The sequence below is a fragment of the Streptomyces sp. NPDC005722 genome (assembly GCF_040630935.1).
In the GTDB taxonomy this organism is placed as follows: Bacteria; Actinomycetota; Actinomycetes; order Streptomycetales; family Streptomycetaceae; genus Actinacidiphila.
Genome location: NZ_JBEXYN010000011.1, coordinates 99588 through 114151, shown reverse-complemented (window position 1 = coordinate 114151; position 14564 = coordinate 99588). Strand labels below are relative to the sequence as shown.

Genomic DNA, 14564 nt, shown 5'->3' with positions numbered 1-14564 from the left:
CCGTCAAGTGGTCAGTCCACGGTGACCACCACCGAATGCCGTCCGCTGGCTCCGTCGGGGATGGTGCGGGCGCGCCGGTCGGTCTGGACCTGGCCGGTGCCGTCGGTGGCGCGGACGGTCAGGGTGTGGGTGCCGGGGGCGGCGTCCCAGGACCACGACCACAGGCGCCAGGTGTCCGGACTTGCCTGGGCAGCGAGGTCGGCGTCCTGCCAGGGCCCGTCGTCGACCCGTATTTCAACGCGGTCGATGCCACGGTGCTGAGCCCAGGCGATGCCGGCGACCATCACGGGCCCGGCCTCGGGGCGGGCGAATGGCCTGGGCGTGTCGATGCGGGCCTGGGTCTTGATCGGGGCCTCACGTGCCCAGTTCCGTTTCACCCAGTACGGGTCGTAGGCGTCGAAGGTGGTCAGTTCGATGTCCTGGATCCACTTGCACGCGGAGACGTATCCGTACAGGCCCGGAACGACCATGCGGACCGGGAAGCCGTGCGCCAGCGGCAAGGGTTCACCGTTCATGCCGACCGCGAGCATCGCGTCCCGGCCGTCCATGACGTCCTCCACCGGGGTACCGATGGTCATCCCGTCCACCGACCGGGACACCAGCTGATCCGCCAGGCCGCCTTGGGACGGGGGCCGTACCCCCGCCAAACGCAGCAGGTCGTGCAGACGTACCCCGATCCACCGGGCGTTGCCGACGTAGGGTCCGCCGACCTCGTTGGAGACGCAGGTCAGCGTGATGTCCCGCTCGATCAGATCCCGTCGCAGCAGATCTCGGAACGTCAGGTCCAGCTCGGTCGGTACACCCTTCCCGTGGACACGCAGCCGCCATCGCGTGGCGTCGACCTTCGGCACCACCAGCGCGGTGTCCACCCGGTAGAAGTCCTCGGTGGGCGTGATGAACGAACTGACCCCGGGAACGCGCAGTCCCGCCCCTCGCGGCACGGGGGCTGCGGGCGACGCAGGAACCGGCAATGTGACGGCCGCACGGGACGCCACCGCCTCCTCGCCACTGGAGGAAGCCAGACGGCGCCCGAGCGCACCGGCAGCAGTGGAAGCGGCTGCGGCCGCTGCCGCAGCCACCAGGAAACCCCGCCGGTCCCAGCCGGGAGCCTCCCCCGCATCCGGCCGGGGACCCGATGCGGCGGGCAGTCGCCCGATGAGGACGTACAGCAGCAGGGCCCCGGCCACCGCCCCTGCCACGGAAGGCAGCGCATCCAGCGCACCTCTGGTGTCGGGCCGGGTCAGTGCAGCCGCCGTACCGACGACACCGAACAGGAGGACGGCGAGCGCTCCCGACCCGCGGTGCCGAAGAGCCAGCAATCCCAGCACGACGGCCAGGGCGCCCAGGATGACGAGAATCCCCACCTGCAGCACCAATTTGTCGTCAGCGCCGAACGACCGGATCGCCCAGTCCTTCACCACCGCGGGAGTGCGGTCGATCGCCGCCCCGCCCACAGCGAGCACCGGCCCGGCCTGCGGCCGCACGACCGCGGCGACGACCTCCGCCACCGCAAGGGCCGCGAAGGCAGCCAGCAGGCCGGACACCGCGCCCAGTCCACCGCGTGTCAGTCGGTACTTGCTGAAGATCCTCACGTGAGGCATTCGCGGCCCGGACGGGCCAGGATTGGTGCATCACCCGAACGAGTGACGAGCTCGCGTCGACTCCGCCATCAGGTGCGGTGCCGACGCAAACCCGGTGCAGAACCGCTGCCTGTCCACAGTCCGCCGCGCCATGGGTGCCCAGTCGGGCCCCCGGCGAGGCGCGCTCACGCCGGCCACGGCACCCTCGGGCTGGTCGCGACCACCATCAGACGGCACTTGCGTAAGAGACGGAGCCGGCGAAGCCCTCGGGCGTCGGTTTCCCGGACGGGCGACGTCGCTGCGGCCGAGTGGGACGGACCGCTGCCGAGGCGGCCCGACCCGTCTCTGCAGCACGTGTCGATGCGCCGCCAACGAGGCGTCAATAGGCCGTCAGGATTGCCGGGAACCGGCAATGTGCGCCGGTCACCTGCCCAGCCACCATCGTCATGGCACCGACAACAGAGCCACTGCACGAAGCGGGGCGCCGCTGGCCGCGACCGACCGCACTGACCTCGACATCCTCCTGCGCATGGCCCGCGGCGACGAATCCACCCGAGGCGACCGTCTGACGCGCGCATTCCCTCCGGCGGAACTCGGCCGCATCCTCGCCGTGCTGCGCCTGCTCCTACGAGCCCAGCGCACCGTCCTGGGCAGTGAACCGCGCCCACATCGCGTCCGCGGCACGGTCCGACATCTCCCGCACCGAACCGCCCTTCCTGCTGCAGGGCTCCTACCGGAACATGAACAAACTGGCCGAGCGCATTCTCCCCCGCCATGAACGACGCCGAACTCGACGCCCTCATCGACGACCACTACCGCTCCGAAGCCCAGACCCTCACCAGCGCCGCCGAGGCCAACCTCCTCGAACTCGCCGAAATCCGCGGCACCCTCACCGGCGAACAAGCCACACGCTGGGAGGAAGTGAAAGCCGCGGTGTCGCGTGCCCTGCGCCCATGAGCAGGTGCACGAGGCGTTCCCGGTGAGCCGATGGTCAGCAGCACCGTCCGTCAGGGCGTCACGATCGCGAAGTCCGGGTCAGGCGTGGTGAGGTGACCGAACAGGTCGGCGAGCACGGTGGGGTCCCCCGTGACGGTGACGTCCGGCTGCGCGGCGAGGTCGCCCGGGGGCAGGGCGCCCAGCAGGAGCGCGCGCAGCGTCTGCTCGCGCAGGCTGAACGCCGCGTCGGGGACGGGTGCGGCCGCCCCGGTTGCGGGCAGGCGCGTGAGGACGCCGTTGTGCAGGTGGAGAACGACCGGGTCGCAGCCGTCGACGTTCCAGCGGACGGCGATATCTGCGTCCCAGCTGTGCGGGCCGTCGATCCGGATGGCGAGGGCGTCGAAGAGCTGGTCGAGGGTGAGGGCCGCCAGGATGTCGGGCGAGGCTGTGTCCGTGGGGGTGCCGACCGAGCCGTGGCGCAATTCCAGGGCGCCCATCAGGTAGAAGTTGCGCCAGGTACCGTTCTCGCTGCCGTAGCCGAGCTGTTCCAGAGCGTCCGCCTGCAACGTGCGGGCTTCGGCGTTGCCGGGCTCGGCGAACACCAAGTGGTCGACGACCTGCGCCACCCAGCGGAAGTCTCCGTCGGCGAAGGACTGCCTGGCCCTGCGCAGGACTTCGTCCGCGCCACCCATGAACTCCACGTACCTGCGCGCCGCCTCCACCGGCGGGTGCTCCCACAAGTGGGCCGGATTGCCGTCGAACCAGCCCAGGTAACGCTGGTAGACGGCCTTGACGTTGTGGCTCACCGACCCGTAGTAGCCGTGCGCGTGCCAGGCCCGTTCCAGGGCCGGGGGCAGCTCCATCCGCTCGGCGATCTCCAGGGGGGTCAATCCCTCGTTGACCATGCGCAGGGTCTGGTCGTGCAGGTAGCCGTAGAGGTCCCGCTGCTCGGCCAGGTACCGCACCAGGCGCTCGCGGCCCCAGGTCGGCCAGTGGTGCGAGGCGAACGCCACGTCGCACGAACCGGCGAACAGGTCGATCGCCTCGGTGAGGTAGGCCGCCCAGACCCGCGGGTCGCGGACCTCGGCGCCGCGCAGCGTCAGCAGGTTGTGGAGGTTGTGCGTGGCGTTCTCCGCCATGCACAGCGTCGTATGACCGGGGAAGTGGATGTTCATCTCGGCCGGCGCCTCCGTGCCCGGAGTGAGCTGGAAGACCATGCGGATGCCGTCGACGGTCTCCTCCTGCCCGGTGCGGGTGATGTCCACGGTGGGCGGGACCAGCCCGGCCGCGCCAGTGGACGTGGTCAGCCCCAGCCCGGCGCCGATCTGCCCCCGCGGACCCTTGGGCAGCGCCGCGCCGTACATGTACGCGGCCCGGCGGCCCATGGCGGTGCCCGCGTACACGTTCTCGCTGATCGCGTGCTCCAGAAAGCCGTGGGGTGCCAGCACCGGCACACCACCGCTGACCTCCTCGTCGGTCACCACGCCCCGCGCGCCGCCGAAGTGGTCGATGTGGCTGTGGGTGTACAGCACGCCCGTCACCGGCCGGTCGCCGCGATGCGCGCGGTACAGGGCCAGGGCCGCGGCCGCGGTCTCGGCCGAGATCAGGGGGTCGATCACCAGGACCCCGCGTTCGCCCTCGACCAGGGTCATGTTCGACAGGTCGAACCCGCGGACCTGGTAGATCCCTTCGGTCACCTCGAACAGGCCGTGGTCGGCGCAGAGCCGGCTCTGCCGCCACAGGCTCGGGTTGACGGTGTCCGGGCATTCTCCGCCGAGGAAACCGTACGCCTCGAGATCCCACACCGTGCGACCGTCGGCGTCCTTGACCAGGTTGTCCTCGCCGGTACCGATGAACCCGCGGCGCGCGTCCTCGAAGTCCTGCGTGTCGACGAAGGGGAACCGTGACATCAACGCAGCGTTCGCCTCGGCAACGGCTCGCTGGGCGGGACCAGGTTCGGCGTGCTTCAGCATCACGATCTCCTACACGGAAGGGGGGGCCTCGGCCCCGGCCACCCCGGCCGGCACCGCCGCGTCAAGCCTCATCCAGACCGCCCGCTTCCACGAGTGGACCTGCTCCGTTGGTGGCACAGCATACGGCCGCGCACCTCACCCATGTGGGTCTGCCGGGTGGCGAGAGCGGAAGCCCTTTTGAAGCTGTCGCCAAGATTGCGAAGGCCGTCGTCCACGCCGAATCGGCATGGCCGCGACTGCGTGGCCGGGGCCGGCAGGCGTAGCCCTTTGGCGGGACCCGGCGCGCGTCGTTCTCCTCGGGCTCGGATGGCTGCGGCACGCTGAGGGGCATGAGCATCGCGGCGCAGCCACCAACGGCGTCCCCGACCCGCGGCATGGTCAGTGTTCCAGGCGGAACCTTCCTGATGGGGTCTACCGACTTCTATCCCGAGGAACAGCCCGTGCACCCGGTGGTGGTGGACGGCTTCCGGATGGACGCCCATCCTGTCACCGTCGCTGCCTTCCGCCGGTTCGTGAAGGACACCGGATATGTGACGCTCGCAGAACGTGAGCTCGACGCGGCGGACTTCCCTCAGGCCGACCCCGCTGCGCTGGTTCCCGGGGCACTGGTGTTCCGCATGACGCCCGGGCCGGTGGACCTCGACGACTGGCGACAGTGGTGGTTCTACGCTCCCGGTGCCTGCTGGCGGCGCCCCTTGGGCGTCGGCAGCACGCTCAACGGCCGCGAGCTGCATCCGGTCACTCAGGTCGCCTACGAGGACGCCACCGCCTACGCCGCCTGGGCCGGCAAACGGCTGCCCACGGAGGCGGAATGGGAGTTCGCCGCTCGTGGGGGTCTTGACGCAGCGGTGTTCCCCTGGGGCGATGAGTTCGCTCCCAAGGGCCGGCGCATGGCCAACACCTGGCACGGCGCCTTCCCTTGGCAGTACTCGCCGGCCGCGAAGGCACGTTCGGTTCCGGGCACCAGCCCGGTTCGTACCTACGCGCCCAACGGCTACGGCCTGCACGACATGGTCGGCAACGTCTGGGAGTGGACGAGCGACCACTTCGGCGCCCGCCATCGCGAGCCGGCCCCAGGAGCCTGCTGTGTCCCGCGCAACCCATCGGTGGATCACCCGGTCGAGACCGCGGTCGATGCCGGGCGCTTCGCCCGCCGGGTCATCAAGGGCGGCTCGTACCTGTGCGCTCCCAACTACTGCCTGCGCTACCGACCCGCCGCCCGCCAGGGCCAGTCCGAGGACACCGCGACCTGCCATATGGGGTTCCGCTGTGTGCTGAGCTGATCACATCTCGGGATCCGGGACGGCGCCCCGGATCCCGGCATGTCCCCGACCCGCAGCCCAAGGAGCCGCTCGTGTGTCATCCGCCGCTCCCGTCCTGGTACGACGGGCAGACCCGCACGGCTTTGCTCCGTTTCGTGGAGGAGGTGACCACGCCGGGGGAGCACTTCCTCGAGCCACCCGACCGGATCGCCGTCTTCGACAACGACGGCACGCTGTGGCCGGAGCAGCCGATGCCCATCCAGGTGTACTACCTCACCGAGCGATGGCGGCAGATGGTCCTGTCCGATCCCTCCCTGGCGGATCGTGAACCGTACGCTTCGGCGGTTTCCGGCGATCCGGCGTGGATCGCGTCGGTGGTCAGGGACCATTACGCCGGGGACGACACCCGGCTGCCGGCCCTGGCCGAGGCGGTGATCGCCACCCAGCGGGACCTGGACACGGACACGGTGGCCGCGATGGTGCGGGAGTTCTTCCGGACCGGGCAGCACCCCGTGCTGCGGCGTCCGTATCGGGCCTGCGCGTACCAACCCATGCTGGAACTCCTCGCCTACCTGCGGGAAAACGGGTTCGCCACCGTGATCGCCTCCGGCGGCGGGCGGGACTTCATGCGGGTCGTCGCTCACGGCATGTACGGCGTGTCCCCGGAGCAGGTCATCGGTTCCACGGCCGATACGCGCTGGTCCGCCGACAGGCGTTCCGTGGTCTACGGGGACGGTATCAGCGTGCTGGACGACGGCCCGGAGAAGCCCGCGCGCATCTGGGGCCGCCTGGGCCGCCGCCCGGTACTGGCCTGCGGCAACTCCAACGGCGACATCGAGATGCTCACCTATGCCGCGTCCGCGCCGCGCGGACTGGCCGTCCTGGTCCACCACGATGACGGCACCCGTGACGACCCCCCGTACGACGCGGGCGCGGAGCGGGCTCTGGCCAAGGCCTCGAAGCACGCGTGGCTGACCGCCAGCGTCAAGGACGACTGGGCCCGCGTCTTCCCCGACGCCTCCTGACCTGCCACAGGGAACGCGGCCTGCGACCCTGCCGCACCGGCAGTTCTCGTCAGCCGCTGGAGGACTGGGGGCCCTGGTTCACGGGACCGGCAGCGTTTGTGCACGGCCTCGGGAGTCACTGCTGGAGCGGAAGATGTTCGCATTGTCGAGAAACTACGGACGCACCGGGGTGCACACGGTCACCTGAACGGCCCCGTCCCGGTGCGCCTCCGGGACGGGGTTTTTACTGTCGGTGCATGTCGACCTCCCCCGCTGAAGCCCTTGCGCTCCCGGTCGCCGGAGGCCGGATGACCGCCGACTACCTGCGGACGACGGGCCGCCTCGCCTACCTGTGGGGCTGGCCGCTGGTGAACATGCACAACCGGCTCGCGATCATGCAGAAGGTGCCCGCTCCTGGGCTGCTGGGCGGCATCGTGCCGGCAGGGCCGCCCGGGGCCTTGGGGATGTTGCACGACTACATCGACCCGGGTGAGCGCGTGGTGGCCTGCCCGAATCAGGACGTCGCCTACGGGCTCGGCATCCTGGACGCCCACCGGGGCCCGTCGGTGGTCCAGGTACCGGACTTCGGGGGCCGGTTCTGGGTGTACCAGGTCGTCGACCAGCGCACCGAGTCGTTCGCGCACCTCGGCGCCATGTACGGCACCGGGCCCGGCTGCTATTTGTTGGCTCCGGCCGCCTGGGACGGCCCGGTGCCCGACGGTATCGCGGAGGTGTTCCGGTTCGACACCCGTATCGCCGCGTGCATCCCCCGGGTCTTCATGAACGACAGCGACGATGACCGCGCCGCCGTCCAGCCGCTCCTCAACCGGATCATGGCCTACCCCCTCGCCGAGTTCACCGGGAAGGCACGCACCACCGACTGGTCGCAGGCACCGTCCTACCCGGCCGGCGACGCCACCGGCAGTGAGCAGGAGACGCGGTGGGTCGACCCGACCGTTTTCTTCGACGTCCTGCCCACCATCCTGGACGAGGTACCGGCACGCCCAGGCGAGGAGGCCCTGCACGCCCTCGTGCGGTCCGTCCTCAGCGAGGCGGCTCGCGACCCAGCTGCCGCGGACGTGCTGCGTGAGACCGCGATCGACGCCGAGGCGACCCTGATGCGGGAGCTCTTCGAGTTCCGCAACATCGGCATTCCGCTGGACCACCACTGGAGCACCCAGCGCAACGGAGCCGCGTTCGGTGGTGACTACCTCTCACGCGCCGCGATGGCCCGAGCCAACATCTTCGTCAACCTGCCTACCGAGACCGCGTACTTCTACCAGGACCTCGACAAGGACGGCGAGCGCCTGACCGGAGACCACACCTACACCCTCACCTTCCCCAAGGGCGCGCTGCCGCCGGTGCAGGGGTTCTGGTCCGTCACCCTTTACAACCAGCACCACTTCTTCCACCCCAACGACCTGGGGCGCTACTCGTTGGGCACCAAGAACAAGACCCTGTGCCGCAACGCTGACGGCTCTCTGACCCTGCACGCCGGCGTCCGTCCGCCCGCCGACGACCGCGACCTGCCCAACTGGCTCCCCGCCCCTGACGGCCCCTTCTCCCTTTACCTGCGTGCCTACTGGCCCGATTCCACGGCGCTCGATGGCACATGGCGGCCCCCCGCCGTCACCAGGACCGCGGCCTGACGGGGAGAGCCGCCGAGCGGCAGAAGGAGGAGGGACGGGGATCGGCCGCGATGGGTGCCTATCCGGCGGTCGAGAAGGCCACCTCGGGGGCGGACGGATCGTCCGGACCTGATCGAGGCTCACTGGCCGTCGGAGGTTCCGCGACCGTGAACGGGCAGGCCGGTTCTGGCGGTTCCGCCACGACGACCGGTGGACTCCAGGAGCAGGCCAGGCAGCCGCCGACCAGGCCGGCGAGCATCCCGAGAAGCAGGCCCCCGAAGTTCGCCACGGGCAAGGAGATGACTGCCAGCAGCAGGGTGGCGATGCCCGCGAACGTACGGTGATGCGGCTGGTACCAGAGGGACAGACCGAGGACGATCAGGAGGACCCCGATGAGCAGCGACCCGGCGCCGGACGTGGTCGAGAGGGAGAGCGGCACGCTGCCCAGGTCGAGGTTCGCGTAGGGCCAGTACAGGATCGGCAATCCGGCCCCGAAGGTGACCAGCCCCGCCCAGAAGGGACGCCGGCCGCGCCAGGTCCCGAACCTGCCTCGAATCCGTGCGGCTGCGACGCGCCCCCTGATGTGTCTCCATGAGAGCTGGTCGATCAAGTGACGCGCCCGAAGACGTACTGCGCTCAGTGCAGGAGCGGAGAGCGGAGCGATCCCGGACCTGCGGACCCGTTTCCAGAGGGGAGTCAGAAGCATTCGTGGTGGCCTTGCTTGAGCTGCACGCTCAGGTCGGGGACGTTGAACGTGCCGGCGGAGATGGCGACCGCGGTCACACGTACGTCGGTCAGGGTGGCGCCGGCGGCTTGTTGCCCGAAGCCATCGGGGTCGAAGAAGCGCGAGTCCCTGTCGCCGGGATTGATCGGCCCCTTGGTGATGGCCCCTTGCGCGATACCGATGTCGATGTCGCTGAAGTCGGCGTTCCCGGCGAATTGGGCCGTCGAGTCGAGGAACATGTTCGTGGCTTCGGCCGGTCGTCGGTCACCGCCCGTGAGCCTCAGCGTGTACGGGCCCAGCACGGGAAGATCGAGGGCAAGGGACTGGCACAGGCCGCTGACCGACGCCTGCCTGGCTCCGGTGACCAGGACAGGCACGAGCTCGCCCTTCCTGGTAACGTCCACCATGCCGTAGATGCTCAGTCCGCGAGCGGTCAGCGAATTCGCAGCGACCTTGAATCTCTGGCCTGAGATGAAGAATGACGCGGCCAGCGCTCCCTGCGCCATGACGATACTGAGGGTCGCGCAGGCCAACACGCTGGGAACCATGAAGGCCGCGAAACGCTTCCACCGGGTTCTGCCAGCGGTGTGCATCATCCCGAATCTCCTTTGCCCACGAGGGAAACCGCACACGCACCGGTGCACGACACACGTCCGCCCTCACGTCCGGTGACCGTGCTCAGTTTCGGGGGCTCGGTGCCGGATCGCATCTCATGGAGCACCGTGCGGGTGACGCAGCCGCAAGGCCGATCCGGCGCTCCCGCGCCCCCTGGGCTGGTTCGACGGCGATCCGCCGGCGGCGCAGAGCAGGTGCCGGGCGCGGCATTCTTTCGGGCGAGGTGACCCCGGACAGCGGCGCCCAGGTCGCAGACCTTGACGGATCGGGAGGCGGTGCCGTGGCGGCCCGATCGCATCGCAGCCAGCCTGCACGAGGGCGAGTCGGGCGATGGCAACGCAGGCGCGCTCCTCGGGGTCGGCTTCCCGCGATGGCCCCATCGCGACAGGGACCACGGTGTGCCCTGTCCACGCCGGTCACTCGTACGGATGCCTGGGCCTCGCCGCGCGCCACGTCACAGGAAAGGCTGAACAGCGTCCGGCGGCCGTGGCGCGCGACCTGGCGTGCGCTCGACAGTGGAAGGCGACACGCATGGCTGAGAAATTTCGAGGCGTCGTGAATCTCGATGTCCGCGACTCCGTCCCGGACTGGTCGCCCTACGCGCAACCCAAGGCGGATGACGGCTCGCCCAACGTGGTGTACATCGTGCTCGACGACGTCGGGTTCGGTGCCATGAGCTGCTACGGCGGCCCGGTCGAGACGCCGAACATCGACCGGATCGCCGCCAACGGACTGCGCTACAGCCAGTGGCACACCACCGCGCTGTGCTCCCCGACCCGCTCCGCCCTGCTCACCGGCCGCAACCACACCACCAATGGCATGGCCTGCATCAGCGAGGCAGCCATCGGCTTCCCGAACGCCAACGGTCACATTCCTCCGCAGTGCGCCACCCTCGCCGAGGTCCTGGTCGAGAAGGGCTACAGCACGTCACTCGTCGGCAAATGGCACCTGTGCCCCGAGGACGAGATGAACCTCGCCTCGACGAAGCGCAACTGGCCCGTCGGGCGCGGATTCGAACGCTTCTACGGCTTCCTCGGGGCCGAAACCAACCAGTGGTACCCGGACCTCGTCCACGACAACCATCCGGTCGAGCAGCCGGCCACCCCGGAGGAGGGCTACCACTTCAGCGTCGACATCACCGACAAGGCCATCCAATACATCGACGACGTCAAGGCCATCGCCCCCGAACGCCCGGTCTTCCTGTACTACGCGCCCGGCTGCGCGCACGCCCCGCACCACGCGCCGAAGGAGTGGATCGAACGGTACCGGGGCACGTTCGACGCCGGCTACGAGGCGATGCGCGAGCAGACCCTGGCCCGGCAGAAGGAACTGGGCCTGGTACCGCAGAACACGGAGCTGCCGCCGGTCAACCCGATCGGCACTCCGCAGAACCGGACCGGCCCCGCGGGTGAGCCGTTCCCCGAACTGGACTACACCCGTCCCTGGGCCGAACTCAACGAGGACGAACGCCGGTTGTTCGCGCGGATGGCGGAGACCTACGCCGGGTTCCTCTCGCACTGCGACGACCAGATCGGCCGCCTGCTCACCTACCTGGAAGAGACCGAACAACTGGACAACACCATCATCGTGCTGGTCTCCGACAACGGAGCCAGCGGCGAGGGCGGTCCGAACGGCTCGGTCAACGAGAACAGGATCTTCAACAGCGTCGCCGACGACCTGGCCGAAAACCTCGCCCTGGTCGACGAGATCGGGGGAGTCAAAACCTACAACCACTACCCGAACGGCTGGGCGATGGCCTTCAACGCCCCGTTCAAGATGTGGAAGCGCTACTCCTTCAACGGCGGTACCTGCGACCCCTGCATCGTGTCGTGGCCGGCGGGCATCTCCGCGCGCGGTGAGATCCGCGACCAATACCACCACGCGATCGACATCGTCCCCACCGTGCTCGACTGCCTCGGCCTCGAGTTGCCCGACACCGTCAAGGGCCACCACCAGATCCCGTTGCAGGGGGTGAGCATGCGCTACAGCTTCGACGCCGCCACCATCCCCACGGCCAAGAGCACGCAGTTCTACTCCATGCTCGGCACCCGCGGCATCTGGCACCAGGGCTGGAAAGCCGTCACCACGCATCCGGCCATCAGCGGCTGGGGCAACTTCCCGCAGGACACCTGGGAGCTCTACCACGCCGAAGTGGACCGGGCGGAGCTGCACGATCTCGCCGAGCAGGAGCCGCAGAAACTCAACGAGCTGGTCGCCCTGTGGTTCCATGAAGCAGGCGTCAACCAGGCGTTCCCGTTGGACGACCGCTCCGCCGTGGAGATCCTCACCACCCCCCGCCCGCAGATCGCGCCGCCGCGCAACAGGTACGTCTACCGGCCCGGCGGCTCGGAGGTGCCCGAGTCGGTGGCGGCCAACATCCGCAATCGTTCCTACTCGATCGGCGCCCTGGTCGACCTTCCGGCCCGCGGGGCCGCCGGGGTGCTCTTCGCGCATGGTGGACGGTTCGGCGGACACGCCCTGTACGTCCGCGACAACAGGCTCCACTACGTCTACAACTTCCTGGGCAGCGAGCATCAGCTGATCACCGCGGCTGAAGACCTCCCCACAGGTGAGCGGCTCATCCTGGCCGCATCGTTCAAGAAGGACGGCGAGGTCTCACCCGGTGTCGCCACCGGCACCCTCAGCCTCCACCACGGCGAACGCAAGGTGGGTGAGGGACGGATCAAGACCCAGCCCGGCAAGTTCACCATTGCCGGTGAGGGACTCAATGTCGGCCGGGACGGCGGCGAGCCCGTTACGGACCACTACCCTGGCGCCGCTCCCTGGACCTTCACCGGAGGCACGCTCCACCGCGTTGCGGTCGATGTCAGCGGAGAGCCATACGTGGACATCGAGCGTGAGGCCCTGGCCATGATGGCCCGCGAGTGAAGCCAGGACCCCATGCCCAGGGGCCGGTCGTCAGCGGCACAGCTCGTCCGGACCGGGCCGGATCACGTCGGTCGTGCGACCGCGAGCGCCCACTCGAAGGAATCCGGTCCGGTGACACGATCATGGGGACGACGGGGTGAAGGAGCGGCCGATCGTGCGGCGACTCTTCGCGGCGCTGGGCAAGCCGAAGCCCTCGGACGCGGGCGCAGGCCTGGTCACCGGGCTCTTCTCGATCCCGGAGGGCATGGCGTACGCGTCCATCGCGGGGTTCAACCCGATCGCGGGCCTGTATGCGGGAATCGTTCCCGGGATCGTGGGCGCGCTCACCGCACGTACCGTCCTCATGATCACCACGCTGACCAGCGCCATCGCACTGACCTCACAGAGCGTGCTGCAGGAGGCGGGGCTGGACCCGCGGGACCCGGGCAACATCGCCACGCTCACCCTGCTGGCGGGCCTCGTCATGCTGCTCATGGGCGTGCTGCGGCTCGGTGTGGTGATGAGCTTCGTCTCCAACGCCGTGATGACCGGCTTCTCCACGGGAATCGCCCTGCAGATCATCACCGGTGTCCTCAAGGATGCGACCGGTTACCAGCCCCAGGGTCACAACCGTCTGTACCAACTGGGCGACTGGATCGCGCACATCGGGCATTGGCAGCTCGCAGCGACCCTCATCGGCATCGCCACTATCGTCGTATGGGGGCTCGCCCGGATGGTCCGCCGTCTGGAACCGGTCGCGCTGCTGGTGGCCATGATCGTGGTCAGCGTCGCAGTCGCCGTCCTCGGTACGGACGTCGAGCTCGTTCGCGACATCGCCCACATCCCCGCGGCCCTGCCCGGCTTCTCCGCCCCCGATCTCCCGGCCGTACCGCACCTGCTCGGGGGCGCCGTCGCCGTGGCCCTGGTCGCTCTGGCCCAGGCGGCGAGCATCGGCTTGTCCGTACCGAACCCGGACGGTTCACGTTCCTCCGCCAACGGCGACTTCGCCGCGCAGGGCCTGGCCAACCTGGCCGGCGGCCTCTTCCAGTCCCTTCCCTCCGGCGGCTCCCTGTCCCGCACCGGGGTGGCCGTCTCGGCAGGATCCCGCACCCGCTGGACGGGTGTCTTCGCCGGCGTACTGCTCGCACTGGTGGTCCTCACCTGCGCGCCCCTCGCCGAGCGCATCCCGATGCCAGTCATCGGCGGGCTGATCCTCGTGGTGGGCGCGGAACTGATCTGGGGCAAGCGCCACGACATCATGCTCGTGCTCCGGACATCGTGGCTGTCGTCCGCGGCAATGGTCGTGACCTTCCTCGCCACCACGCAACTGCCCCTCCAGCAGGCCATCGTGCTCGGCGCGGTGCTGTCCCTGCTCCTGTACTGCGTCCAGGCGGCCCGCCAGACCCGGTTCCGGGCCCTCACCCGTGACCCCCGGGGAGACTGGCACCTCGCCGATCCCCCGGAACGGCTCCCGCCCGGTGACGTCACCGTCCTCAACTACGACGGCACCAGCTTCTTCGCCGAACTCCCCCACATCGAACAGGCCCTCCCGCGCACCGACGACGCCCGCGACGCGGTCCTGATCCTCGTCCTGCGCGGAGCCCCGGACGTGCCTTCCTCCTCCATGGCCAAGGTGATCCGGCGCTACGCCCACGAACTGCACGATCGGGGCGGACGCCTGATCCTCGCGGGCGTCTCCCCCAGCCTGGAACGCGTCCTCCGGATGACGGGGATCGAGCGGGAGCTGGGGCCCGGAGGCGTCGTTCCCGCAGAGGGCGCCGTGTTCGCCCCTGTGAACCGCGCGATGGCAGACGCGCGCTCATGGATCGCAAGCCGGTCAGGCGGGGAAGCGCCGGGCGGGGACAACCGCGACGCCTCACCCGTCCCACCGACCTGACCACTGAGCCACGTCTTGGCGCCAGGTGAACGGCCCTTGCCGTCCTGCCGTTTCACCTCGCGGGCGGTTCCCATCCC

9 protein-coding genes and 1 pseudogene are annotated in these 14564 nt (G+C 69.5%); 6 read left to right on the top strand and 4 right to left on the bottom strand.

Features of this window, described 5'->3' with window-relative positions:
- Positions 1-11: 11 nt before the first annotated feature.
- Positions 12-1601 carry a molybdopterin-dependent oxidoreductase gene (locus ABZ479_RS15655; protein ID WP_500462097.1) on the bottom strand — a complete coding sequence of 530 codons (1590 nt, stop codon included), beginning with the start codon at positions 1599-1601 and terminating at the stop codon, positions 12-14.
- 460 nt (positions 1602-2061) lie between these two features.
- Between ABZ479_RS15655 and ABZ479_RS15650 the strand changes: the two are divergent.
- Positions 2062-2537, top strand: a pseudogene (locus tag ABZ479_RS15650) (AAA family ATPase); the annotation flags it as partial.
- A gap of 50 nt (positions 2538-2587) precedes the next feature.
- Here the strand turns inward: ABZ479_RS15650 and ABZ479_RS15645 are convergent.
- Positions 2588-4426 (bottom strand): alkyl/aryl-sulfatase, encoded by a 1839-nt coding sequence (locus ABZ479_RS15645; RefSeq protein WP_500462096.1) that lies wholly within the window; start codon positions 4424-4426, stop codon positions 2588-2590.
- Positions 4427-4818: 392 nt separating this feature from the next.
- Here ABZ479_RS15645 and ABZ479_RS15640 point away from each other — a divergent pair, with 392 nt between their 5' ends.
- The 3 genes from ABZ479_RS15640 (at position 4819) to ABZ479_RS15630 (ending at position 8404) form a co-directional block, all read left to right on the top strand.
- Complete coding sequence (locus tag ABZ479_RS15640) at positions 4819-5772, top strand: formylglycine-generating enzyme family protein (RefSeq protein ID WP_500462095.1); 954 nt, start codon at positions 4819-4821, stop codon at positions 5770-5772.
- 71 nt (positions 5773-5843) lie between these two features.
- Complete coding sequence (locus tag ABZ479_RS15635; protein WP_500462094.1) at positions 5844-6776, top strand: HAD family hydrolase; 933 nt, start codon at positions 5844-5846, stop codon at positions 6774-6776.
- A 236-nt stretch (positions 6777-7012) separates the two neighbouring features.
- The gene (locus ABZ479_RS15630) at positions 7013-8404 is read left to right on the top strand and encodes a DUF1254 domain-containing protein (RefSeq protein ID WP_500462093.1); all 1392 of its coding nucleotides are present in this window, start codon (positions 7013-7015) and stop codon (positions 8402-8404) included.
- 58 nt (positions 8405-8462) lie between these two features.
- On the opposite strand, the gene ABZ479_RS15625 is transcribed toward ABZ479_RS15630, so the two are convergent.
- Complete coding sequence (locus ABZ479_RS15625; protein WP_500462092.1) at positions 8463-8867, bottom strand: DUF6114 domain-containing protein; 405 nt, start codon at positions 8865-8867, stop codon at positions 8463-8465.
- Positions 8868-9079: 212 nt separating this feature from the next.
- The gene (locus ABZ479_RS15620; protein WP_500462091.1) at positions 9080-9703 is read right to left on the bottom strand and encodes a DUF6230 family protein; all 624 of its coding nucleotides are present in this window, start codon (positions 9701-9703) and stop codon (positions 9080-9082) included.
- 574 nt (positions 9704-10277) lie between these two features.
- On the opposite strand from ABZ479_RS15620, the gene ABZ479_RS15615 reads away from it, so the two are divergent.
- Together ABZ479_RS15615 and ABZ479_RS15610 are read left to right on the top strand one after the other, a co-directional pair.
- Complete coding sequence (locus ABZ479_RS15615; protein ID WP_500462090.1) at positions 10278-12611, top strand: arylsulfatase; 2334 nt, start codon at positions 10278-10280, stop codon at positions 12609-12611.
- A 154-nt stretch (positions 12612-12765) separates the two neighbouring features.
- Positions 12766-14487, top strand: coding sequence for a SulP family inorganic anion transporter (locus ABZ479_RS15610; RefSeq protein ID WP_500462089.1), 1722 nt, complete (start codon positions 12766-12768; stop codon positions 14485-14487).
- The last annotated feature ends 77 nt before the right edge of the window (positions 14488-14564 follow it).